The sequence below is a fragment of the Klebsiella pasteurii genome, from assembly GCF_018139045.1.
GTDB lineage: Bacteria > Pseudomonadota > Gammaproteobacteria > Enterobacterales > Enterobacteriaceae > Klebsiella > Klebsiella grimontii.
Map to the genome: position 1 here is coordinate 33,761 of NZ_CP073236.1, position 23,315 is coordinate 57,075.

At 57.6% G+C, this 23,315-nt stretch carries 19 protein-coding genes; 9 read left to right on the forward strand and 10 right to left on the reverse strand.

Annotated features, from left to right (window positions below; translation table 11 throughout):
- Positions 1-8: 8 nt before the first annotated feature.
- On the reverse strand, positions 9-1,310 hold the full coding sequence (locus KCG39_RS00140; RefSeq protein ID WP_004130781.1) for an MFS transporter: 1,302 nt from the start codon (positions 1,308-1,310) through the stop codon (positions 9-11).
- Positions 1,311-1,581: 271 nt separating this feature from the next.
- Between KCG39_RS00140 and KCG39_RS00145 the strand changes: the two genes are divergently transcribed.
- Positions 1,582-2,682, forward strand: coding sequence for a LacI family DNA-binding transcriptional regulator (locus KCG39_RS00145; RefSeq protein ID WP_185910488.1), 1,101 nt, complete (start codon positions 1,582-1,584; stop codon positions 2,680-2,682).
- On the opposite strand, the gene KCG39_RS00150 is transcribed toward KCG39_RS00145, so the two are convergent.
- From KCG39_RS00150 to moeA, 6 genes are all read right to left on the reverse strand, one after another.
- The gene (locus KCG39_RS00150; protein WP_142467783.1) at positions 2,679-3,944 is read right to left on the reverse strand and encodes a DUF1479 domain-containing protein; all 1,266 of its coding nucleotides are present in this window, start codon (positions 3,942-3,944) and stop codon (positions 2,679-2,681) included. The genes KCG39_RS00145 and KCG39_RS00150 overlap by 4 nt on opposite strands.
- Positions 3,945-4,080: 136 nt before the next feature.
- Positions 4,081-4,896, reverse strand: a complete 816-nt coding sequence (locus KCG39_RS00155; RefSeq protein ID WP_142467782.1) for a Cof-type HAD-IIB family hydrolase — start codon at positions 4,894-4,896, stop codon at positions 4,081-4,083.
- 208 nt (positions 4,897-5,104) lie between these two features.
- Positions 5,105-7,537, reverse strand: a complete 2,433-nt coding sequence (locus tag KCG39_RS00160; RefSeq protein ID WP_049123351.1) for a formate C-acetyltransferase/glycerol dehydratase family glycyl radical enzyme — start codon at positions 7,535-7,537, stop codon at positions 5,105-5,107.
- Between the two features lie 4 nt (positions 7,538-7,541).
- Positions 7,542-8,441 carry a glycyl-radical enzyme activating protein gene (locus KCG39_RS00165; RefSeq protein ID WP_142467781.1) on the reverse strand — a complete coding sequence of 300 codons (900 nt, stop codon included), beginning with the start codon at positions 8,439-8,441 and terminating at the stop codon, positions 7,542-7,544.
- A gap of 152 nt (positions 8,442-8,593) precedes the next feature.
- On the reverse strand, positions 8,594-9,349 hold the full coding sequence (gene moeB, locus KCG39_RS00170; protein WP_004130792.1) for a molybdopterin-synthase adenylyltransferase MoeB: 756 nt from the start codon (positions 9,347-9,349) through the stop codon (positions 8,594-8,596).
- Complete coding sequence (gene moeA, locus KCG39_RS00175; RefSeq protein WP_004130793.1) at positions 9,349-10,584, reverse strand: molybdopterin molybdotransferase MoeA; 1,236 nt, start codon at positions 10,582-10,584, stop codon at positions 9,349-9,351. The genes moeB and moeA overlap by 1 nt, the downstream gene beginning before the upstream one ends.
- A gap of 177 nt (positions 10,585-10,761) precedes the next feature.
- Here moeA and iaaA point away from each other — a divergent pair, with 177 nt between their 5' ends.
- From iaaA to gsiD, 5 genes are read left to right on the forward strand one after another with little or no spacing between them, the layout of a single operon-like run.
- Entirely contained in the window at positions 10,762-11,703 is a 942-nt protein-coding gene (gene iaaA / locus KCG39_RS00180; protein WP_004130794.1) for a beta-aspartyl-peptidase, read from the forward strand.
- 12 nt (positions 11,704-11,715) lie between these two features.
- Positions 11,716-13,569, forward strand: a complete 1,854-nt coding sequence (gsiA, locus tag KCG39_RS00185; RefSeq protein WP_142467780.1) for a glutathione ABC transporter ATP-binding protein GsiA — start codon at positions 11,716-11,718, stop codon at positions 13,567-13,569.
- Positions 13,570-13,606: 37 nt separating this feature from the next.
- Positions 13,607-15,145, forward strand: coding sequence for a glutathione ABC transporter substrate-binding protein GsiB (gene gsiB / locus KCG39_RS00190; protein WP_004130796.1), 1,539 nt, complete (start codon positions 13,607-13,609; stop codon positions 15,143-15,145).
- Between the two features lie 52 nt (positions 15,146-15,197).
- Positions 15,198-16,118, forward strand: coding sequence for a glutathione ABC transporter permease GsiC (gene gsiC, locus KCG39_RS00195; protein ID WP_004130799.1), 921 nt, complete (start codon positions 15,198-15,200; stop codon positions 16,116-16,118).
- 1 nt (position 16,119) lies between these two features.
- Positions 16,120-17,031, forward strand: a complete 912-nt coding sequence (gene gsiD, locus KCG39_RS00200) for a glutathione ABC transporter permease GsiD (protein ID WP_032742081.1) — start codon at positions 16,120-16,122, stop codon at positions 17,029-17,031.
- A gap of 126 nt (positions 17,032-17,157) precedes the next feature.
- Here gsiD and rimO read toward each other — a convergent pair whose 3' ends face one another.
- The gene (rimO, locus tag KCG39_RS00205; protein ID WP_049111940.1) at positions 17,158-18,483 is read right to left on the reverse strand and encodes a 30S ribosomal protein S12 methylthiotransferase RimO; all 1,326 of its coding nucleotides are present in this window, start codon (positions 18,481-18,483) and stop codon (positions 17,158-17,160) included.
- A 298-nt stretch (positions 18,484-18,781) separates the two neighbouring features.
- On the opposite strand from rimO, the gene KCG39_RS00210 reads away from it, so the two are divergent.
- Positions 18,782-19,261: a hypothetical protein gene (locus KCG39_RS00210; RefSeq protein ID WP_162626028.1), complete on the forward strand. Its 480-nt coding sequence runs from the start codon at positions 18,782-18,784 to the stop codon at positions 19,259-19,261.
- Between the two features lie 33 nt (positions 19,262-19,294).
- On the opposite strand, the gene KCG39_RS00215 is transcribed toward KCG39_RS00210, so the two are convergent.
- Complete coding sequence (locus KCG39_RS00215) at positions 19,295-20,536, reverse strand: oligosaccharide MFS transporter (protein ID WP_162626027.1); 1,242 nt, start codon at positions 20,534-20,536, stop codon at positions 19,295-19,297.
- A gap of 379 nt (positions 20,537-20,915) precedes the next feature.
- On the opposite strand from KCG39_RS00215, the gene bssR reads away from it, so the two are divergent.
- Positions 20,916-21,299 (forward strand): biofilm formation regulator BssR, encoded by a 384-nt coding sequence (gene bssR, locus KCG39_RS00220; RefSeq protein ID WP_004130808.1) that lies wholly within the window; start codon positions 20,916-20,918, stop codon positions 21,297-21,299.
- A gap of 103 nt (positions 21,300-21,402) precedes the next feature.
- Entirely contained in the window at positions 21,403-22,515 is a 1,113-nt protein-coding gene (locus KCG39_RS00225) for a PQQ-dependent sugar dehydrogenase (RefSeq protein WP_139529702.1), read from the forward strand.
- Positions 22,516-22,517: 2 nt separating this feature from the next.
- On the opposite strand, the gene KCG39_RS00230 is transcribed toward KCG39_RS00225, so the two are convergent.
- Positions 22,518-23,144: a glutathione S-transferase family protein gene (locus KCG39_RS00230; RefSeq protein WP_004130812.1), complete on the reverse strand. Its 627-nt coding sequence runs from the start codon at positions 23,142-23,144 to the stop codon at positions 22,518-22,520.
- Between the last annotated feature and the right edge of the window lie 171 nt (positions 23,145-23,315).

The window sequence follows — 23,315 nt, forward strand, 5'->3', positions numbered from 1 at the left end:
ATCCACTCTCAGGCGCGTTTTGCGCGACGTTCAGCAATAAATGCCACCAGGAATACCGCGCCAATCAGGTCAAAGAACCCCATGGCGATAAATAGCGGGTTGAAGCCGATTTTGTCGGCGGTGACGCCAATCAGCAGCGAGAATAGAAAGCTGGCGATCCAGGCGGCGGAGCCGCGCATCCCGTTCACGGTCGCCATCTGTCCTTTATCGAACGACTCCACCACCAGCGCGCTGAGCATGCAGGAGATGATCTGGTGGCCGAAGCCGCCTATCGAAATCAGCACGATGGTGATATAGGGATCGCGGGTGATCGCCACGGTGGCGAGCGAAATCATCAGGAAGGCGCCGGTGACGGAGCTGGCGACCACCGAGTTCACCCGCGAGCAGCCGAACCAGCGGGTATACAGTTTGGTCAGATAGCCGCTGGCGACGCTGCCGAGGTCGGCCGCCAGAAACGGCAGCCAGGCAAACATGGCGATTTGTTTTAAATCCATGCCGTGCTCTTTCGCCAGGTAGAGCGGTACCCAGAAGCTCAGCACCGCCCAGGCGGGCTCAGCCATAAAGGCCGGAATGGCGATACCGTAGAAGCGCTTGTTTTTCGATACGGTTTTCAGCGCGGTAAAGAAGGGCAGTTTGACCGGCGGCGCTTCATTGTCCTGCTGGATAAGCGCCAGCTCGGCTTTGCCGAGGTTAGGGTGTTTTTCCGGGTTATGATAGAACGCCCACCACAGTACGACCCATGCGAGCGCCAGCGCGCCGGTGAACATAAATGCACCCTGCCAGCCGAACGAGGCGTGCGCGAAGTAGATAATCGGCGGCGCCAGCATGGCGCCGATGGAGAAACCAACCCCGGCCCAGCCTGCCGCGATTGGGCGTTCGGATTTAGGGAACCACTCGCCGAGTGTTTTGGCGTTAGCTGGCGTCGCTGCCGCCTCAGCGCCGCCCATGAAAAAGCGCAGAATCGCCAGGTGCAGCCAGCTCCCCGCGCCGGCATGGGCGATGCAGGCGATGGCCCACAGCGTGGCGCAGATCATAAAGCCGAGCTTGAGACCAATGACGTCGATAAGCCAGCCGCAGAGCGGCTGAAAAATGGTATACGCCAGCTGAAAAGCGCCGACGATCCACGAGTACTGTTCAGTGGTAATACCGAGAGAGGTTTTTAATTCCGGGGCGATAATCCCCAGCGAATTGCGCGTGATGTAGTTAACGGTGACGCCGAGCAAAAACAGCACCAGCATCCACCAGCGCAGGTTCTTCACTATGCGGCGTGATTTACTGACCGCCATATCGTTATTGAGGCCTTGGCTCATAGAACTCTCCACGAGACATGTAGTAGGGAAAATTGACCAACCCGCTTGCTGAGTTGTCGCTAAAATTTTCTATTTCGTTGTTTGTTAAGGTTGATGTCTCGACACTATTGGTTGACTAATATCAAAGGTGTTGGACCAATTCAGGCTAAGGGAGAATGCGAGCGGACAATAGCGACAATTCTGCAAATATTTTCATGGGACGATCGGGATCGCAGTATGACATCGCCAAATCGCTTAAAAATATTCACATTCTCAATATGAAAATTTTTTCATGAGCAAAGTAGAGCGCGATCACAAAATGGACAAAAAGCTAAAAGTGAGCGAAATCGCGGCGCGTACCGGGCTGTCGGTGAGCACGGTATCGCGGGTGCTGGCAGGGAAAGCGAATACCAGCGCCAGGGCTCGCCAGAGGGTACTGGAGTGCGCCCGCGAGCTGGGCGTGATGGAGGGGATCGCCGCCGGGCGAATGCTGCTCAACAACCTCGTGGTATTTGCCCCTCAGCGCGCTTTCGATGAACGCACGGATATTTACTACTATCGGGTGATTCAAAGCATCAATAGCGCCCTTATGCCGCATGAGGTACACCTGCGCTATTGCGCGCTGGAAGAGAACGACAGCGATGCCAATTTGTTTTTGCAGCGCATGCATGAAGCATCGACCCAGGCCGCTATTTTATTGGGTATCGACGATCCGCATATTCACGATCTGGCGGCCGATCTGGCGAAGCCCTGCGTGATGATCAACTGCCACGACGCCGGAATGCGTTTACCCTCCGTCGCACCGGATCATCGGCTGATCGGCCAGTTCGCCGGCCGGTATCTGTTTGAGATGGGGCATCAGGCGATCATGAACGTGATGTGCCTGCGTCGCTATACCATGGAGCTGCGTCTGCTGGGCATTAAGCAGGCATGGCGGGCGCGGAATCTCCATTTCGTTGATGGCAGGGATTTACTCGCCGTGGCCAACTTCAGCGCCAGGGATACCGAGGAAAAAGTCGGGGAGTGGCTGGATCAGCGCGGCGACGGCCCACTGCCGACGGCATTTCTGGTGGGCGGTGATTTTATGGCGGCAGGCACAATCGCCGCTTTACAAAAACGCGGTTTGCGCGTCCCGCAGGATGTTTCCGTCATGAGCATCGACGGCTTTAACCTGGCGGCGATTCAGGATGTACCGCTAACTGCCGTCCACGTCCCGCGCGATGAATTAGGCGTTGAAGCGGTACATTTGCTACAGCAGAGGCTGATCCGTCCCGATGCGCCGCACGGCGCGTTACTCCTGCATGGCACGCTGGCGGTACGTGATTCGGTGCGGCGGATACGCGCCGGTAACCGCCGTACCGCCGTTGAAGCGAAGGGGCTATATGACGATTAATTCGCCATCCCCAACGCGCGCTTACCGTGGATGTTTAAATCGTCCAGCGTGAAACGACCTTCCCAGCTGGCTTCATAATCCTCGCGCGGGAAGTCGCCCGGCGAGGCGCCGTGCGCCAGCGCGACTTTGACCTTCTGCGCGTAGGCGAGGTTTTTCTCACACATTGGCGCGGCGGGAATATACATCACGTTGCCCCAGCCCTGCTGATTTTCCACCGGCGCGACCGAGTGGATCACGTCGCAGTGCCACCATACCGAATCGCCCGCATTCAGCGCCGGAATAGAGCTTAAGGCTTTGATCAGCAGCGGGTGCCATTTTTCCGAAATCGGCAGCACCTTACCCGGCGCGACGCCGCACAGTTCATCATCCGGGACATCATCGAGCAGCGGACGTAGCAGCACATAAGCCATCGCTTCCGGGATCGGCACCACGTGCAGCAGGCCCTGATCGGGGATCATATCGGAGAGCGCGGTCCACCCCTGGAAGGTGCGGAACACCGAGCATTTGGTGGTGTTGTCGACCGTATACTCTTCGACTTCGGTGCGGTGCGCCGCGTCCCACGGGTCGTAAGCATCAATGTTGCCGTTAAACACGTCGGCAAACACTTTCTGATAGGCCGGCAGCAGCCAGCGCTCCAGGGCGCCGGAATCGGTATGCGCCCCCAGACCTTTCGAGGTGGTCCCCGGCGGGCGGCGGCGAATGCGGTCCGGGTAGATGACGCTGACATCCGGGTCGAACCATTGCTTGCCGTCGCGGTTAAACGTCCACAGACGGTTGAGGAACGACTGCACGGCAGCCATTTCATCGCTCTGTCGCGCCTGCATCTGCGCCTGGGACCAGTAAATTGGATAGATTTCCGGCCGTGATGCCTCCAGCGAGCCGAAAAAGGTATCGCCCGGGCCTCTGTAGACGTCATCAAAATGGTTGCGGTTGAGATAGTCGAGCATTGAGTTATCCCACGCCAGCGCCCGTTCACGAGAAAAATGGCCCTTGATGACCGCGCAGCCGCGACGCTTGATGAGCTCGCGCTGGGCCTCCGTGACCTGGCCACGCGCAATCGCCTCGAACGGGATTATCGGCCAGACGTCCTGGCCGCTGGCTTTAAGGGCGTCAATTTCTTCCAGACGCGCGGCGATACGCGCGGTCAGCCGATCGAACACCGCCTGTACATCGCCAATTTGCGCCCGCAGCTCCTGCTTGATCTGGCGGATAGCCGCTTTAGGATCGGCAGGTAAAGTTTCACTGGTATGGGTAACAGCCATGATGACCTCTCATCTTTCATTCGAAAGTTTTAAATCTTACATATGATAATTTAAGTTAAAATTAAGTTAATGCAAGTTTAAAATTATGCAGAGGTGCACAAAACGGGAAGCCGGGGCGGTCAACCCCGGCGCGGCGTTACTGATTGAAGGGGGCGGCGTGGTCGAGGACGGCCTGAATGACGTTCAGCGCGCCGTCGTGGTTGTTATCATCGGTGGCAAAACGCGACACCGCCTTGATGCTTTCGGCGGCGTTGGCCATCGCGAAAGAGTATTTCACCAGCTTGAGCATTTCCGTGTCGTTCGCGCTGTCGCCGATGGCCACGCACGCCTGCGGCGAGATGTTCCAGCGCTTCAGCAGGCGGCTGATGCCGTTGGCTTTATGCAGGCCGGGGATAATCAAATCGACGAAGCCGAAGCCGCTGGTGACCGGCTTCATAATGCCGTCCAGCGAGACGTGCAGTTTGTCGATAAGCTGCGGAATTTCGCTATCCGGCAGGTTAAGCGAAAACTTAAACAGCTTATCGTCGATGTCATGGTAGTTGCTAATACGCTGCAGACGATGGTAGTGCTTTGACATCAGCGCGACAAAGGCGTCGGGCGCGCGATCGCTGACGTAAGCGCTTTCGAGGCCGCAGGCGACAAAGTTGAGCTGCGGATCTTTGAGCAGTTCGCCAATTACCACCTGGGATTCATGACGGGTAAGTTCGCCGTGGAACAGCTGTTGACCGTGTTCGTAAACCAGCGCGCCGTTCTCGGCAACAAAGGAGATTTGGTCGCGGATTTCCGGGAAAAAAGAGATCAGCTGGTAGTACTGGTTGCCGCTGGCGACAACGAATTCAATACCCTGCTGCTGGAGTTGCGCGAACTGCGCAAGAAAACGCGAGCGGTCATACTGCTTGGCGTCATTGAGAAAAGTTCCGTCCATATCGGTGACGATAACTTTAACGGTCATAACACATGCTCCTGGCTTAACTTCGACCAGTAACATTCTAATTACAATGTGATGGGGAGCACAAATTTATTTCGAATGAAAGTTTGCATTCACCGATGTGCAGGAGAAAACCCCGGGTTGCGGCGTAAACGCCTTACCCGGGGCTCCGGCCCGCAAACGGCTAAGAACCTGTAGCCCGGCTAAGCGTAACGCAAGCCGGGGATGTTAGTTACAGCGTATGCTCGGTACGGGCGATAATATCGTCCTGAGCATCCGGCGACAGGGCGGTAAAGAACGCCGAGTAACCGGCCACGCGGACCACTAAATCACGGTACTGGTCGGGGTGTTTCTTCGCTTCCAGCAGCGTCTCGCGCGACACGATGTTGTACTGAATATGCCAGCCTTTGTGCACCTCGAAGAAGGTGCGCAGCAGCACCATCAGTTTCTGCTTATCCGACGCGTTCTCCAGCGTGGCCGGGTTCAGCTTCTGGTTAAGCAGTACGCCGCCGAGGATTGAGCCGGTCGGCAGTTTACCCACCGAGCTGATCACCGCGGTCGGCCCCAAGTGGTCGGTACCGGAGGCCGGGCTGGCCCCTTCCGCAAGCGGCGAGTGCGCTTTACGGCCATCCGGCGTCGCCATAGTCTGCGCGCCAAACGGCACGTTAGCGGAGATGGAGGAGGTACCGGCGTAATAGTTGCCGCCGATCGGGCCGCGGCCGTAGCGCGGGTTATGATACAGCTTCAGCTCGTCGATATAGGTCTGGTAGGCGCGAGCCAGCAGCATATCCACGCTGTCTTCATCGTTGCCGTATTTCGGCGCGCCGTTGATTAAGCGCTGGCGCAACTGCTCGTGGGTCAGGCCTTCGAAGTCTTCAGCCAGCGCCTTTGCCAGCGCCTGCTGGCCTATAACGCCCTGATCGAACACCAGCTTTTTCACCGCCGCCAGGCTGTTGCCGAGGTTAGCGATGCCGACCTGCAGACCGGAAACCCAGTCATATTTCGCGCCGCCCTGCTTGATGCTCTTCGCGCGCTCGATACAGTCATCAACCAACGCCGAACAGAGAATATCGTGCACGTTCTCCTCCAGCATGGTGTCGACCACGTACTCAATCTCGATAGATTTGCGCGTGTAGTAACGGATCTGTGTATCCCAGTCGGCCAGAACCTGTTCGAAGTTGTCGAAGTTACCTTTTGACAGCGCATGTTCCTGCGGTAGGAAAACCTGGCCGCTGGTGGCGTCGCGGCCACCTTCCAGGGTTGCCAGCATGACGCGGGCGAAGTTGATAAAGCTCATCCCGGTGCAACGATAGCCCCATTTGCCGCCGACGGCGGTTTCGATGCAGCCGATAGCGGCATAGTCGTACGCGTCCTGCGGCTCAATGCCGAGTTTGATAAATTCAGGAATAACGATTTCATCATTGTTGAACGCCGGCATGCCGAAGCCGCAGCGGATCACCTGCACGCACGCGTCGAGGAAGTCGTTGCTCATGCCCGCGTGGTAGCGCACGCTGAGGTTAGGCTGCGTCGAGCGCAGGCGACCGCAGGATTCCAGAATCGCGTAGGAGAGCGGGTTCACTGCATCTTGCGCTACGCCGCCCACCAGATTCTGGCCGCCGATGGTGACGTTCTGGTACAACGGGCTACCGGCGGACGCCTTAGAGTGCGAGCCGGAGCGAATTTTGTTCACCTCAAGCAGCTTCAGCCAGCAGCAGTGCAGCAGCTCGATGGCGTGTTCACGATCCAATGATTGTGCCAGCTCAACGTCGCGGCGGTAGTAAGGGTAGAGATACTGGTCCATGCGGCCGAAAGAGACCGAGTGGCCGTTGGATTCGATCTGCAGAATCAGCTGGATGAAATAGCACAGCTGCAGCGCCTGCCAGAAGGTCTTCGGCGGCTCGTGGGCGATGATATCGCAGTTTTCGGCTATCGCCAGCAGTTCGTCGCGGCGGGATTCGCGGATCTCCGTCGCGGCCATGCTGCGCGCCAGCCCGGCGTAGCGCTTACAGTGTTCGCTGACCGCTTCCAGCACGATATCAATGGCTTTGAGGAACTGCTCGCCGTGCAGATCTTCAAGCACGGTCAGGTTAATGCGCGAACGGCGCTCGGCGACTTTCGCTCGCATGCCGTCGAGGCCTTTTTCCAGCAGCAGCGGATAGTTGACCGCAAGGTGAGCATCGCCGGAGGTCATATTGCCTTCCGCTTTGATAATGCCGGTCGCCAGCAGCGCTTTTTGCTCGTCGGTAAACATGCCGTAGCAGCGATCCTGTACGGTTTGACCGCGCCACCACGGGCACACTTCGTGGAGCACACGTTTGTTCTCTTCGTTAACGGCAAAACCGGCGCCGGGGCGATCGGCGAGGTCGTCGATCTCTTTTTCGATCCAGCTTACGGTGTATTCCGGGAAGATGGGCGCCGCGCGAACTTCGCTGGCCTGGTTGCCGACAATCAGTTCATCGTGCTTAATCCAGATCGTGCGTTCCGCCAGGTGATGAGCCAGCGCCAGCGCGCGGCGTACCGGGATCGGTTTATCCAGGTGCTGCTGATAGGCTTCGGTATAGTGCAGGGCGCGCTCAGTACAGACCGGCGGCTTAACGATATGCACCAGCGCCATTTTATGCGCCTGAATGCGCGGGCTCAGAGTATCCAGTTTCAATGTTGTCATAGGGTTATCCTCGTAGAGTCGCCGTTAAACCTTTGCTCTGAGCATAGTGCTGCGCGAAGGCGAGCAGCTCGGGGGCAGCAAGCGGTTTGTCCGGAGCGGTATAGGGCTGACTGAGTAATTGGTATTTATTCATTCCTAACGTGTGGTACGGCAGGAAATGGATCTCGCCGACCTTTAAGCGGTCAGCGGCAAAATCGGTAATGGCGGCAATATCGCTTTCGTTAGCGTTAAAGCCCTGGATCAACGGCACGCGAATGATGATTTTCTTTCCGGCCTGCGCGACGCGCTGCAGATTATTCAGCACCCGGCGGGCGCTGCCGTCCGTCCACTGCTGGAAAATCGCTTCGTTAACGTGCTTGAGGTCGGCGAGAAACAGGTCGATAAACGGCAAAGAGGGCTCAACGTATTTCCACGGCACGTGCAGACAGGTTTCGACCGCGGTGTGGATCCCCGCGTTGTGGCTGGCCTCAAACAGCTGTCGGGCCAGCCCGGGATTCATAAACGGCTCGCCGCCGGAAAGCGTGACGCCGCCGCCGCTGCGATCGTAGAATGGCTTGTCGCGCAGCACCGTGGCCATAATCTCGTCGACGCTTTTCTCTTCGCCGCACACGGTTAATGCCGTCGTCGGGCAGCAGTCGCGCAATTTGCCGTTATGCGCATCGGTGAGCTTTTCGCGGTGGATAATCAGACCGTCCAGCTTGCGGGTAATCACCTCCGGCGCAGCCTGCTGGCAGAGGTCGCAGCCGTCCAGGCAAAGGCGGGCGTCATACAGCAAATCCGCCGTGCGGGCGCGGCTTTCCGGGTTCTGGCACCAGCGGCAGCCCAGCGAACACCCTTTGAGGAAGACGACAGTGCGGATCCCCGGGCCGTCATGGGTTGAATAACGCTGTATGTTGAAGATCATGATTCACCCTCTTATTTGCATATGAAGATTAAATTACTTTCGAATGAAAGTTGCATTGATATAAATCAACAAGCACAGCGAGGGGGAGAAACGGAGGCGAAAAAGTCTCGGCGGGTCACAAAACGTCCGGCGGCGGTGCCGCCGGAAAAGGGTCAGGGCGTACCGCACACCTCGCAGTGAGGGTTTCGCGGCAGCTTCATTTCGCGGAACTGGCAGCGCATGGCGTCGTACATCACGATTTTGCCGGTCGCCGGGCTGCCGTAGCGGGTCAGCAGCTTAATCGCCTCCATCGCCTGTAGCGAACCAATGGTGCCAACCAGCGGCGCCATGACGCCGGCTTCGACGCAGGTGAGGGCGTTGTCGCCAAACAGGCGGCTCAGGCAGCGGTAGCAGGGTTCATTTTCCTGATACGTAAAGACGCTGATTTGCCCCTCCATGCGAATCGCCGCGCCGGAGACCAGCGGCGTTTTATGGCGGAAACATCCGGCGTTGAGCTGGTTGCGGATCGCGACGTTGTCGGTACAGTCGAGCACCAGATCGTGGGCGGCGATTTGCGCCGCCAGCGCCGCGTCTTCCAGCCGCGCGTTGAGCGCCGTGAGCTGAACGTGGGGATTAATCCGCGCCAGCGCGGCGCGGGCGGAGTCGACCTTCGGCTGGCCGATGGCGGCGTCGCTGTGCAGGGTCTGACGCTGAAGGTTGGAGAGCGAGACGGTGTCGAAATCGAGCAGGGTTAGCTGGCCGACGCCTGCCGCCGCCAGATACTGCGCGGCGGCACAGCCCAGCCCGCCGAGGCCGACGACCAGCACGCGGGAGGCTTTCAGCTGCTCCTGACCGTCAAAATCGAAATCGCGGAGAATAATCTGCCGGTTATAGCGCAGCATCTCCGCATCGCTCAACTCCACGCTCATTACAGCCCTCCGAACAGATGATTAAACGGCTCAACGTCCACCCATTCGCCCGCTTCCACGCTGCCGCGCTCGCGCTCCAGCACGATAAAGCAGTTGCCGAGGCTGAATGAACTGAAGATATGCGAGCCCTGGTGACCGGTGCTGCTAACCACCAGCTCGCCGTCCGGGCCGCGTTGCAGCACGCCGCGTTGAAAATCGAGGCGGCCCGGCGATTTCTTCAGGCCGGAGGCGGCGCGCACGCGCAGGCGCATCGGCTGAGCTTGCCCGACGTTGCCGGACAGCTTCGCCAACAGCGGCTGAACCAGCTGGTAGAAGGTCAGCGTTGCGGAAACCGGGTTGCCCGGCAGGCCGCAGAACCAGCTGTGGCTAAGCTTGCCGAAAGCGAAAGGTTTTCCCGGCTTGATCGCCAGCTTCCAGAAGCCGATTTCCCCCAGCTCTTCGAGAATCGCTTTGGTGTAGTCCGCTTCGCCGACGGAAACGCCGCCGGAGCTAATCACCACATCGGCCTGCTGGTCAGCCTGAATAAAGGCTTCGCGCAGTTTAGCCGGGTCGTCGGGAATAATGCCGAGGTTAATCACTTCGCAGCCCAGCTCCTGCAGCATCAGGTGTACCGCCAGGCGGTTGGTATCGTAAATTTGCCCATCGGCCAGCGGCTGGCCCGGCAGCTGGAGTTCATCGCCGGTGGAGAACACCGCCACCCGCACTTTACGCACCACGTCAACCTCGGCAATGCCCAGCGAGGCGATGACCGGCAGCTCGGCGGCGGTCAGGCGTGTTCCCGCGGGGAAGACGACCGCGCCATGGGCGATATCTTCGCCGAGACGACGGATATTCTGCCCGCTTTTCACCGGGGCGATAAAGCGAATCCCGTCATCGGTTTGTTCGGTCTGCTCCTGCATGACCACCGCGTCGCAGCCTTCCGGTACCGGCGCGCCGGTCATAATGCGGATACAGGCGCCTGCCGGCCAGACGCCGTTATAAGGTTGACCGGCGAAGGCCTTGCCCGCTACCGGCAGCGCTGCGCCGTCGGCGAGATCCGCCAGGCGTACGGCGTAGCCGTCCATTGCCGAGTTATCAAAACCGGGCACGTTGAGCGGCGAAACGAGATCATGGGCGGTTACGCGCGAAAAGGCCTGCAACAGCGGTACGGTTTCCGTCGCATTCAGCGGCGTAATACGAGTGAGCATCTGGGTCAGGGCTGTGTCGAGCGGCATCAGTCCGGCGGTAAAATCCATGTGTTTCTCCTGCGGGCAAACATCGAAAACGCCTATTATGGCAGAAAAGAGGGGCGGGCTATATCCCACCAGGGGACAAGCTTTACATCATCGTCTGCTCTTTCTATATTCAAAAATTGTATAGGACAGTCAGCACGATAATGATATTTATACACTTTATCGGTAAGGAACGGCGTAATGGGTAAGGCGGTTATAGCAATTCACGGCGGGGCCGGGGCGATTAGCCGCGCGCAGATGACGCCGGCGCGTGAGCGGGAGTACGTAACGGCGCTGGCGGCGATTGTCGATAGCGGACAAAAAATGCTGGCGGCCGGGGCCAGCGCGCTGGATGCGGTAACTGAAGCGGTCCGGCTGCTGGAGGAGTGCCCGTTATTTAACGCCGGTATTGGCTCGGTATTTACCCGCGATACCCGCCATGAACTCGATGCCTGCGTGATGGATGGTTGCCGCTTGCAGGCCGGCGCCGTCGCGGGAGTTCAGCATTTACGTAATCCGGTGCTGGCGGCGCGCCTGGTGCTGGAACAGAGCCCGCACGTGCTGTTGATTGGCGAGGGGGCGGAAGCGTTTGCCGCTACCCACGGTATGGAACACGTCGATAACAGCCTGTTTTCGACCCCCGAGCGCTTGCTGCAGCTGCGTCAGGCGCAGGAGGGCGGCGATATCGTGCTCGACCACCACGCCGCGCCGCTGGATGAGCGGCACAAAATGGGCACCGTCGGCGCGGTTGCGCTGGATCTGGCGGGTAACCTCGCGGCGGCGACGTCAACCGGCGGTATGACCAATAAGCTGCCGGGACGCGTCGGCGATAGCCCGCTGCCGGGGGCGGGCTGCTATGCCAATAACGCCAGCGTCGCCGTTTCCTGTACCGGCACCGGCGAAGTGTTTATGCGTACGCTGGCGGCCTACGATATTTCGGCGCTGGTGGAGTACAGCCAACTTAGCCTGCAGGAGGCCTGCGAAAGGGTGGTGATGGAGAAACTTCCTGCGCTGGGCGGCAGCGGTGGCCTGATCGCCGTCGACCGTGAAGGCAACGTGGCGCTGCCGTTTAATAGCGAAGGCATGTACCGGGCCTGGTGTTATGCGGGTGATACGCCCACGATTGGTATTTATCGCGAATAAGAGGAAAGGGCGTTGCCGCATAGTCAAGAAATCGATGCTAATGATGTTCTGCAGGTGCGCGGCCTGAACGTCGCGTTTAGCCAGCAGCCGCAGGCTTTTTCCGCCGTTCGCGACCTGTCGTTTACCCTGCGGCGCGGCGAGACGCTGGCGATTGTCGGCGAGTCCGGCTCGGGGAAATCGGTAACGTCGCTGGCACTGATGCGCCTGCTCGATCGGGCGGTCAGCGAAGTGCGCAGTGATGCGCTGCTGCTGCGTCGTCGCAACCGGCAGGTGATTGAGCTGAGCGAACAGTCTGACGCCGATATGCGCGGCGTGCGCGGCGCGGATATGGCGATGATCTTTCAGGAGCCGATGACCTCGCTGAATCCGGTCTTCACCATCGGTGAACAGATTGCCGAGTCGATTCGATTACATCAGGGCCTGAAGCATGATGAGGCCCTGCGCGAAGCGAAAAAAATGCTCGATCAGGTACGCATTCCGGAAGCGGAAGCCATGCTGTCGCGCTTTCCGCATCAGCTTTCCGGCGGTATGCGTCAGCGGGTGATGATCGCCATGGCGCTCTCCTGCCGTCCGGCGGTGCTGATTGCCGATGAACCGACGACCGCGCTGGATGTGACTATCCAGGCGCAAATTTTGCAGCTGATCGCCGTTCTGCAAAAAGAGATGTCGATGGGCGTTATCTTTATTACCCACGATATGGGCGTGGTGGCCGATATCGCCGACCGCGTGCTGGTGATGTATCGCGGCGAAGCGGTGGAGACCGGCAGCGTGGAGGAGATTTTCCGCGCGCCGCAGCACCCCTATACCCAGGCGCTGCTGGCCGCGGTGCCGAGGCTGGGCGCGATGCATGGCACCTCTCTGCCGCGCCGTTTCCCGCTGCTGAACCAAAGCCCGTCGCCAGAGGAGCAGAACACTGTTGTGGCCGGGGATCCGATCCTCAAAGTTCGCGATCTGGTCGCGCGCTTCCCGCTGCGCAGCGGCATTCTCAACCGTATTACCCGTGAAGTGCATGCGGTCGAAAAAGTCAGCTTTGATTTATGGCCCGGCGAAACCTTAAGCCTGGTAGGGGAGTCCGGCTGCGGTAAATCGACCACCGGACGGGCGTTGCTGCGTCTGGTGGAAACCCAGGGCGGCAGCATTACCTTCAACGGTCAGCGGATTGATACGCTGACGGGCGGTAAGCTTCAGGCGCTGCGTCGCGATATCCAGTTTATTTTCCAGGACCCTTACGCTTCCCTCGACCCGCGGCAAACGGTGGGCTATTCGATTATGGAGCCGCTGCGCGTGCACCGCCTGCTGGAGGGAGATGCTGCTCGTGAACGTGTCGCCTGGCTACTGGAACGTGTCGGACTGGAGCCGGAACATGCCTGGCGCTATCCGCACGAGTTTTCCGGCGGTCAGCGCCAGCGCATTTGTATTGCCCGCGCGCTGGCGCTCAATCCAAAAGTGGTGATTGCCGATGAGTCGGTGTCGGCGCTGGACGTGTCGATACGCGCGCAAATTATCAATCTGATGCTCGATTTGCAGTGCGAGATGGGCATCGCATTTCTGTTTATTTCCCATGACATGGCGGTGGTTGAGCGCATCAGCCACCGCGTGGCGGTGATGTATCGAGGGCGCATTGTCGAAATTGGCCCGCGCCGCGCGGTGTTTGAAAACCCGCAGCATCCCTATACCCGTAAACTGATGGCCGCTGTTCCGGTGGCCGACCCTGCGCATCGTCGTCCGCAGCGCGTGCTGCTCTCCGACGAGCTGCCGGGGAATATCTTCAGACGGGGCGAAGAGGGGGTGAGTACGCCGTTACAGCAGGTTGGGCCAGGGCACTTTGTCGCCAGAGAGTCCGCCGCCGACGTGCTGGCACGATAACAACGACATCCATAATGCAGCATTTCAGGAGAACAACATGACTCAACGCGTTTCAGGCAAATGGCTGTTGGCGCTGGGCGTCGCTTCGGCGCTGGCAGCGACGCCGGCTTTTGCCGCAAAAGATGTGGTGGTGGCGGTCGGTTCTAACTTTACGACCCTCGACCCCTATGATGCTAACGACACGCTGTCGCAGGCGGTGGCGAAGTCTTTCTATCAGGGGCTGTTCGGCCTGGATAAAGAGATGAAACTGCATAACGTGCTGGCGGAAAGCTATACCGTTTCTCCGGACGGGCTGGTTTATACCATTAAGCTGCACCCGGGGGTGAAGTTCCAGGACGGTACCGAGTTTAATGCCGAAGCGGTCAAGGCCAACCTCGATCGCGCCAGCAATCCGGAAAATCATCTCAAGCGCTATAACCTGTATAAAAATATCGCCAGCACCGAGGCGGTTGACCCGACGACGGTGAAAATTACTCTCAAACAGCCTTTCTCGGCGTTTATTAATATCCTGGCCCACCCGGCGACGGCGATGATTTCTCCGGCGGCGCTGAAGAAATATGGTAAAGAGATTGGTTTCCATCCGGTCGGCACCGGCCCGTACCAGCTCGACACCTGGAATCAGACCGACTTCGTTAAAGTGAAGAAGTTCGCCGGTTACTGGCAGCCGGGGCTGCCGAAGCTGGACTCCATTACCTGGCGTCCGGTCGTGGATAACAATACCCGCGCGGCGATGCTGCAGACCGGCGAAGCGCAGTTTGCGTTCCCGATCCCCTACGAGCAGGCGCCGCTGCTGGCGAAAAACAGCAAGCTGGAGCTGGTGGCCAGCCCATCGATCATGCAGCGCTATATCAGCATGAACGTGACGCAGAAGCCGTTCGATAACCCTAAAGTGCGCGAGGCGATTAACTACGCCATCAACCGTCAGGCGCTGGTGAAAGTGGCCTTTGCGGGCTATGCCACCCCGGCGACCGGCGTGGTGCCGCCGTCTATTGCCTACGCTGAAACCTACAGCGCCTGGCCGTACGATCCGGCCAGGGCCCGCGAGCTGCTGAAAGAGGCCGGCTATCCCAATGGATTTAGCACCACGCTGTGGTCGTCTCACAACCACAGCACGGCGCAGAAAGTGCTGCAGTTTACCCAGCAGCAGCTGGCGCAGGTGGGCATTAAAGCGCAACTGACGGCGATGGATGCGGGTCAACGCGCGGCGGAGGTGGAAGGTAAGGGGCAGAAAGAGAGCGGCGTACGCATGTTCTACACAGGCTGGTCGGCGTCGACCGGGGAAGCGGACTGGGCGCTGTCGCCGCTTTTCGCGTCGCAAAACTGGCCGCCGACCCTGTTTAATACCGCTTTCTATAGCAATCCTCAGGTCGATAAAGATCTCAACGACGCGCTGAAAACCACCGATGCGCAGGAAAAAACGCGGCTGTATAAGGACGCGCAGGATACTATCTGGAAAGAGTCGCCGTGGGTGCCGCTGGTGGTCGAAAAACTGGTCTCAGCACACAGTAAAAATCTGACCGGATTCTATATCCAGCCGGATACCGGATTTAGCTTTGAACAGGCGGATCTTAAGTAGATAGCTGTGGGTCCCCGGGCGCAGGCTGCGGGGACTTCGCGCAAGGAGAAGCATGCTCAATTATGTGATTAAACGCCTGCTGGGGCTCATCCCCACGCTGCTGATTGTGGCGGTGCTGGTGTTTCTGTTCGTGCATATGCTGCCCGGGGATCCGGCGCGGCTGATTGCCGGGCCGGAAGCTGACGCTCAGGTGGTGGGAATGGTGCGCCAGCAGCTGGGGCTCGATCGGCCGCTGCACGTGCAGTTCTGGCACTATATCAGCAATATTGTGCAGGGGGATTTCGGTACCTCGATGGCCTCGCGTCGCCCGGTAAGCAGCGAAATCGCTAGCCGTTTTATGCCGACATTCTGGCTGACGCTCGCCAGCATGAGCTGGGCAGTGGTGTTCGGGATGGCGGCGGGGATCGTGGCGGCAGTCTGGCGCAACCGCTGGCCGGATCGCCTGGGGATGGCGCTGGCGGTGACTGGGATCTCGTTCCCGGCGTTTGCGCTCGGCATGCTGTTGATGCAGGTCTTTTCCGTTGAGCTGGGCTGGCTGCCGACGGTGGGCGCAGACAGCTGGCGCCACTATATTCTGCCTTCGCTGACCCTGGGCGCCGCGGTGGCGGCGGTAATGGCGCGCTTTACCCGCGCCTCGTTCGTTGATGTTCTGCATGAAGATTACATGCGTACCGCGCGGGCGAAAGGCGTCAGCGAAACGCTGGTGGTGCTCAAGCACGGCCTGCGCAACGCGATGATCCCGGTGGTGACCATGATGGGGCTGCAGTTCGGCTTTTTGCTCGGGGGGTCAATCGTGGTGGAGAAGGTCTTTAACTGGCCAGGCCTCGGACGTCTGCTGGTGGACTCGGTGGAGATGCGCGACTATCCGGTGATTCAGGCGGAAGTCCTCCTGTTTTCGCTGGAGTTTATTCTTATTAATTTAGTGGTGGACGTGCTGTATGCCGCCATTAATCCAGCTATCAGGTACAAGTAAGGTGCGATTGCTCAACTGGAGAAGACAAGCGGTTATCAACGCGATGCCGGGGATTAAACCCGGGCAGATACGTACCCCATGGCACGAGTTCTGGCGGCGGTTTCGCCGTCAGCCGGTGGCGATGGGGGCTGGGATATTTGTCCTGCTGCTGATCGCGGTGGCGATCGTGGCGCCGTGGATTGCGCCGTTCGATGCGGAAAACTATTTTGACTACGACCGACTCAACGACGGCCCGTCGATGATGCACTGGTTCGGCGTTGATTCGCTGGGGCGGGATATCTTCAGTCGGGTGCTGGTGGGGGCGCAGATCTCGCTGGCCGCAGGGGTACTGGCGGTATTCATCGGCGCGACCATTGGCACCGTACTTGGACTACTGGCCGGATACTACGAAGGCTGGTGGGATCGCATCATTATGCGTATCTGTGACGTGCTGTTCGCTTTCCCGGGGATTTTGCTGGCAATTGCGGTCGTGGCGGTAATGGGAAGCGGAATGTCGAACGTGATTATCGCGGTGGCGATCTTCTCGATCCCGGCATTTGCGCGTCTGGTGCGCGGTAATACCCTGGTGCTTAAGCAGCAGACCTTTATTGAGTCGGCGCGCAGCATTGGCGCCAGCGATGCCAACATCCTGTTTAATCACATCTTGCCCGGAACGGTATCGTCGATTGTGGTCTACTTTACAATGCGTATTGGCGTGTCGATTATCTCCGCCGCCAGCCTGTCATTTCTGGGGCTTGGCGCGCAGCCGCCGACGCCGGAGTGGGGGGCGATGCTCAACGAAGCGCGGGCGGATATGGTGATGGCGCCGCACGTGGCGCTGTTCCCGGCAATCGCGATTTTCCTGACGGTGCTGGCGTTTAACCTGCTGGGTGACGGACTACGCGATGCGCTGGATCCGAGGATAAAAGGGTAGGCGTTCGAGGATTGTGCAGCCCGGACAGGTGTCCGGGAAAGCACTCCGCACGTTAATCCTGTGCGGTTTTGTCGTCCGGATAAGGCGCGCGAGCGCCGTTATCCGGGATACGGTCAGCGGGCGAAATTAAACCCGGCTGCCCCACAGATCGTATTCGTCGGCGTGTTCGACTTTCACCCGCACAACGTCGCCCGGTTTGACTTTACTCTCACCGTTCAGGTACACCGCGCCGTCGATTTCCGGCGCATCGGCCATGCTGCGGCCAATTGCCCCTTCTTCATCCACTTCGTCGATCAGCACCATAATTTCGCGACCGACTTTCTCCTGCAGGCGCTCGGCGGAGATCTGCTGCTGCAGCTGCATAAAGCGGTTCCAGCGCTCTTCTTTCACCTCTTCCGGTACCTGATCCGCCAGTTCGTTGGCGGTTGCGCCTTCAACCGGGCTGTATTTGAAGCAGCCGACGCGGTCGAGGCGAGCTTCTTTCAGGAAGTCGAGCAGCATCTGGAAATCGTCTTCCGTTTCGCCCGGGAAGCCGACGATAAAGGTCGAACGCAGGGTAAGTTCGGGACAAACTTCACGCCACTGCTTGATGCGCGCCAGCTGGCGGTCTGCGGAGCCCGGGCGTTTCATCATTTTGAGAATACGCGGGCTGGCGTGCTGCAGCGGAATATCGAGATAAGGCAGAATTTTACCTTCCGCCATCAGCGGGATCACATCATCAACGTGCGGGTACGGATAGACGTAGTGCAGGCGTACCCAGATACCGAGCTTCGCCAGCTCTTCGCACAGGCTAACCATGCTGGTTTTGACCGGCATACCGTTGTGGAAGCCGCTGCGATGTTTGACATCAACGCCGTAGGCGGAGGTGTCCTGAGAGATCACCAGCAGCTCTTTGACGCCGGCGTCGGCCAGGCGTTTGGCTTCCGCCAGCACTTCGCCAATCGGACGGCTGACCAGATCGCCGCGCATGGACGGGATGATGCAGAAGGTGCAGCGATGGTTGCAGCCTTCGGAAATTTTTAAGTAAGCGTAATGACGCGGCGTCAGCTTCACGCCCTGTTCCGGCACCAGGCTCAGGAATGGGTTATGTTTAGGCTTCGGCGCGTAGTGATGGACGTGTTCCAGCACCTGTTCATAGCTGTGCGGCCCGGTAATTTCCAGCACCTTCGGATGCACTTCGCGGATCTGATCTTCTTTTGCGCCCAGGCAGCCGGTGACGATCACTTTGCCGTTTTCTTTCAACGCTTCGCCAATCGCTTCCAGCGACTCCTGCACGGCGCTATCGATAAAGCCGCAGGTGTTAACGATAACCATATCAGCGTTATCGTAGGAGGGAACCACGTCATATCCTTCGGTGCGCAGTTCAGTCAGGATACGTTCTGAGTCCACGAGATTTTTCGGGCAGCCCAGAGAGACAAAGCCGATCTTCGGCTGATGGGTGACATTGCTCATAGCTTAAAAAGTGTTCAATTATTGGGATGGTCAGGGCAGGGATTCTACAGAGATCGGCGGAAAGTTTATACTCCTTTTCTTGTTAGCCCGGCGATATCCGTGTTTCTTTTTATAGGGATGATTATCCAGATTGTTAATCAAAATAAGGGGGTTATTCACCCATTATCTCGGCAACCGGGGGAAGTCGGTTTAGATCTGGTTTAACCTGAAGCGGTAAAATAGCCGCTGCTTTTCGTCTTTATTTTTTATCAGGTTTCCCATGTTTAAAAAGTTGGGTGGTTTAGTCTGCGCGCTGTCCATGATTAGCACGACGCCCGTTTATGCCAACGAGATGGCGTTATATTCGGTCAATACCGGTTCATTTGTCTATCATATGACCGGTAATCACGGCCAATATAATGAAAAATTCAACAACCAGTTTTTTTCCGTTGAGCGTAAGCTGTCTGCGGATTCAAAGTACAGCGCGTTGGTCGGGACCATGAAGAATAGTTTTGCCGACCGCTGCCTCTCTTTGGGGGCACGAAGAGACTGGTACGCGGGGGCAAATGGCTGGACGTTCAAGGGCGTCTATGCCTATACCGGCGAGTTCTTCTTTAAAGCCTTTCGCGATTGCGGCGATTCAGGCACTTATCGAACGGCAAAGAAACTTACTGGCGTCGGTTTCTCTCCCTATATTTACCATGGCCTGCAGTACAATTTTACCGATTATTTCGGCGTCGAAACGGGCATTATCGTCCCGGCTATATTTGTGATGAGCGTACAGTGGAGTTTCCGTTAATTCGCCCGAAAGAGGCTTCCGGGCGAATGTTGCTTAATGGCTTTGCGCCACGCCTGCGCCTGGCGCAGCCCCCGGCGCGGTCGGTTCTCTATTATCGCGCAGCGTAAATACCGAGATGAGCGTAAACAGTCCGGCGATGCCGCCCAGAATATAATAGGTATGCGCGAAGCCGATGGTATCGTACAAATACCCGGCCAGCGGCGAGTAAATGGCCGTGGCGATAGAGGCGACGAACAGCACCAGCAGGTAGACCGTCGACGAGAGCTTGTTGTCGAAGTTGGCGGCGATAAATTTAAACACCGACACCAGAATCAGCGGTTTTTCCAGCGCATGCATCATTTTTACCGCGCCGATCCACACCGGACCCAGCGGAATCGCGGAGCCGACGATACGCACCGACATAATCAGCCCGGCGATGATCAGCGCCCACTTCGCGCCGGTGCGGTTTACGAACCACGGCATCAGGCATAAAAACAGAGTCTCGCCGCATACCTGAATGGAGGCAAGAATGCCGTACCAGCGATTGCCTTCCTCCGGCGTCGGGAACTGCAGAGAAAAATACTGGGCGAACTGCTGATCGTAGGTGTCATAGATTTGCGTGACGAAAAGGGTGAAGACCAGCAGCATCCAGAACTGGCCGTTCTTCGCCAGCTCCAGGGCGTGCGAAACTTTCAGCGCACTGCTTTTTTGCATTTCCGCTTCGGTTAGTTCGATTTTGGTCAGCATAAAGCAGATCGCCGCGATAACGATGGCGACGCTGGCCAACCAGAAGGCGAGGTTCGGATTGCTGTCGATATATTTGCCGACGATCCACGCGGCTGCGGCCCAGCCTAACGATCCCCACATCCTGACCCGGCCGTATTCGAACTGGTAGCGCCGCGAAATTTTATCAATATACGAATCGATAACTCCGCAACCGGAATTGAAAATAATCCCCAGGTATACCCCGCCAAGCAGCGCGCCCAGCCAGAAGCTGTGCACCAGCAGTGGCGCATACAAATAAATAAAGAACGGGCCTACCGGCAGCAGCATCGCGACCAGGATCCAGATCAGTCGTTTTTTCAGGCCGAACTTATCGGAAATAAATCCGAAGAAGGGCTGCATCAGCAGGGCGATAAAGGCGTTGACCGAGTAGAGCAGGCCGGTTTTGGTTGCGCTAATCCCGAGATGCTGAGTGGTCCAGATAACGAAGAACGCCATGGTTGAGGACCAGGCGAAGAGGTAGAGGAAATCGAAAAGACTCAACAAGATATAGTTTCTTTTGCCGGGCGTAATCATTTCAGTTCCTTCAAGCGGTAGCGGTAAAGGTAACAAACAGGATCGATCTGCTTGCTGTTTTTATTCAATGTTATACGTAATACATTTTATGAAGTGATATGACACCTGACGGCATTTTATGGCAATGTGCATTGCTCTAATATGTGATCATTACTGCAATAAATAATTTCATCATCGAGATTTTAAAGGGCTTTTGTTTTGAGAGCGTATGACATTTTCGATCGTTGGTCATTGAGATCGCAGGCGAGAATTTTAATCGTCGTTGTAACATTGTAAAGAATGTTAATGACCTGAGAATTATTGATCTGCCTCATCGTTTTGTACAAAAAATAACCATATTGTGGTTGTGGTAAAGGACGACAGAGGAGGATCTGCGATGACCGTTGACAGACTGTATCGTAACCTGATGAATAAGCTCATTAATGCCAACATTGATCTCGACGCTTATTTGCAGCTACGTAAGGCAAAAGGCTATATGTCAGTCAGCGAAAACGACCATCTACGTGATAACTTGTTTGAACTGTGCCATGAAATGCGTCAACACGCGCCGCGCCTGCAGCACGCCGTCGCACCGGAGGAAAAGGATGCCCTGCGGCTGGCAGGCGAGGCCGTCGCTTCCGCAGCGGTCTGCCTGCTGAGCGGACATCATGACTGCCCTTCCTACATCGCTGTCGACGTAGATAAGCTGGAAAGCTGTCTGGCGGTATTGCGGCTAAATATTCATAAATTGAATGATTCTCAGCCCATTACTCACGCCTGAAATCAGGGGGAGCCTGCTCCCCCTGATTAATGTTATGTAAAAATCCCTTCCCGTTTTCCCTCGCTGGCTACCCTTATCGCATTGCTGACAAAAGGAGTATGCCATGCGCCAGACCCTTACCCTGATCGCCCTTATCGCGCTGTTGTTGCCAACGGCAAGCCTTGCCGCCCGGGAGCGCGTAGAGGTGTTGCAGAACCAGCTTGAACACCCATGGGCGCTGGCCTTTCTTCCCGACGACAGGGGGATTCTGATTACCCTGCGCGGCGGCGAGCTCCGGCTGTGGCAGCGGGATAAAGGCCTCGCGCCTGCGATTTCGGGCGTGCCGCAGGTCTGGGCCAACGGACAGGGCGGTCTGCTGGACGTGGCGCTGGCCCCGGATTTCGCCCAGTCGCGCCGGGTCTGGCTGAGCTACGCCGAAGGGGGAAGTGACGGCAAGGCCGGGACCGCCGTAGGTTACGGCCGACTGAGCGATGACCTCCAACGCCTGGAAAATTTCCAGGTAGTTTTCCGCCAGCAGCCGAAGCTCTCAACCGGCAATCATTTTGGCGGACGGCTGGTGTTCGATAGCCTCGGTTATCTATTTATTGGACTCGGGGAGAATAACCAGCGTTCGACCGCTCAGGATCTTGATAAGCTGCAGGGAAAAGTGGTGCGGCTAACGGCTGATGGCAAGGTCCCGGATGATAATCCTTTTGTCGGCCAGGCCAGCGTCAGGCCTGAAATCTGGTCTTACGGTATACGTAATCCACAGGGGATGGCGATGAACCCGTGGAGCGATACGCTGTGGTTAAATGAGCACGGGCCGCGAGGCGGGGATGAGATCAATATTCCGCGAAAAGGCAAAAACTACGGCTGGCCGCTGGCGACGCACGGCATTAACTACAGCGGCCTGCCGATCCCCGAAGCCAAAGGCAAAACGGCGGAAGGAACCGAAGCGCCGCTGTTTGTCTGGGAGAAGTCGCCGGCGGTGAGCGGTATGGCGTTTTACGACGCGCAGACCTTCCCACAGTGGCGTCACCGGCTGTTTATCGGCGCGCTGAAGGATAAATCGCTGATTGTTCTCAAGGTTGACGGCGATAATGTCACGGAACAGGAGCGGATTCTGGGCGATCGCGGAAAACGTATCCGCGATGTGCGCGTTGGACCCGATGGTTATCTGTATGTGCTAACCGACGAATCCAACGGCGAGCTGTTGAAGGTGAGCCCGGCGGGCTAATATCAGGTGACCGGGATCATCACCACGTTGCGCCAGGCCTGGCGCTGGTTAATTTGCTGATACCAGCGCTGCAGGTGCGGGCGCGGTTGCCAGGTTTTAACGGTTTCCAGCAGGTTATAAATAAACGGCGCGACGGCGATGTCGCCGAGGCCGAAGGACTTGCCTGAGAGCCACTGATGACGCGACAGTTCATCATCCAGAATGGCGAACAGCGTTTCGCAGGCGGCAATTCCGGCTTCAATCGCGGCGGGGTCGCGTTTTTCCGGCGGGGTTCTCACCAGCCCCATTAAAATCGGCCGATGGGCCGGCGAGAGCGAACCATTAGCCCAGTCCATCCATTTCTCGCCCTGAGCGCGTTCGGCGGGCGACTCCACCCACAGGCGATCCTGACCATACTGCGCGGCCAGATAGCGGATAATGGTGTTTGATTCCCAGAGCACGATATCGGTCGTCTCATCTTTCAATAGCGGTACCAGCCCATTGGGATTCATGGCCAGATAGGCCGGATCGTGATTCAGACCGAACTCCAGGCCTGCCAGAATTTGCTGATACGGGAGGTCGAGTTCTTCCAGCACCCAGCGCACTTTCTTCACATTGGTCGAGTTGTTTCTGCCCCACAGCGTAATCATATCCGCTCCTGCTTTTTATTAAGCCGCCGTTGCGGCGTAGTGAGCATTCATGTTGGAATAAAGTTAATATTTAGGCAACCGCGATCAAAAAAATTGCGCTGTTTGCAGCACCGGGCGAGGTTATTGCGTAAACTTTAAAAACTTTACCAACTCGCTGTTTCTTTAAGGTCA

Excerpts from the sequence above, each read along its gene's own strand:
- KCG39_RS00140 (WP_004130781.1), bottom strand. The coding sequence starts at position 1,310 with ATGAGCCAAGGCCTCAATAACGATATGGCGGTCAGTAAATCACGCCGC.
- KCG39_RS00145 (WP_185910488.1), top strand. The coding sequence starts at position 1,582 with ATGAGCAAAGTAGAGCGCGATCACAAAATGGACAAAAAGCTAAAAGTG.
- KCG39_RS00150 (WP_142467783.1), bottom strand. The coding sequence starts at position 3,944 with ATGGCTGTTACCCATACCAGTGAAACTTTACCTGCCGATCCTAAAGCG.
- KCG39_RS00155 (WP_142467782.1), bottom strand. The coding sequence starts at position 4,896 with ATGACCGTTAAAGTTATCGTCACCGATATGGACGGAACTTTTCTCAAT.
- KCG39_RS00160 (WP_049123351.1), bottom strand. The coding sequence starts at position 7,537 with ATGACAACATTGAAACTGGATACTCTGAGCCCGCGCATTCAGGCGCAT.
- KCG39_RS00165 (WP_142467781.1), bottom strand. The coding sequence starts at position 8,441 with ATGATCTTCAACATACAGCGTTATTCAACCCATGACGGCCCGGGGATC.
- moeB (WP_004130792.1), bottom strand. The coding sequence starts at position 9,349 with ATGAGCGTGGAGTTGAGCGATGCGGAGATGCTGCGCTATAACCGGCAG.
- moeA (WP_004130793.1), bottom strand. The coding sequence starts at position 10,584 with ATGGATTTTACCGCCGGACTGATGCCGCTCGACACAGCCCTGACCCAG.
- iaaA (WP_004130794.1), top strand. The coding sequence starts at position 10,762 with ATGGGTAAGGCGGTTATAGCAATTCACGGCGGGGCCGGGGCGATTAGC.
- gsiB (WP_004130796.1), top strand. The coding sequence starts at position 13,607 with ATGACTCAACGCGTTTCAGGCAAATGGCTGTTGGCGCTGGGCGTCGCT.
- gsiC (WP_004130799.1), top strand. The coding sequence starts at position 15,198 with ATGCTCAATTATGTGATTAAACGCCTGCTGGGGCTCATCCCCACGCTG.
- rimO (WP_049111940.1), bottom strand. The coding sequence starts at position 18,483 with ATGAGCAATGTCACCCATCAGCCGAAGATCGGCTTTGTCTCTCTGGGC.
- KCG39_RS00210 (WP_162626028.1), top strand. The coding sequence starts at position 18,782 with ATGATTAGCACGACGCCCGTTTATGCCAACGAGATGGCGTTATATTCG.
- bssR (WP_004130808.1), top strand. The coding sequence starts at position 20,916 with ATGACCGTTGACAGACTGTATCGTAACCTGATGAATAAGCTCATTAAT.
- KCG39_RS00225 (WP_139529702.1), top strand. The coding sequence starts at position 21,403 with ATGCGCCAGACCCTTACCCTGATCGCCCTTATCGCGCTGTTGTTGCCA.
- KCG39_RS00230 (WP_004130812.1), bottom strand. The coding sequence starts at position 23,144 with ATGATTACGCTGTGGGGCAGAAACAACTCGACCAATGTGAAGAAAGTG.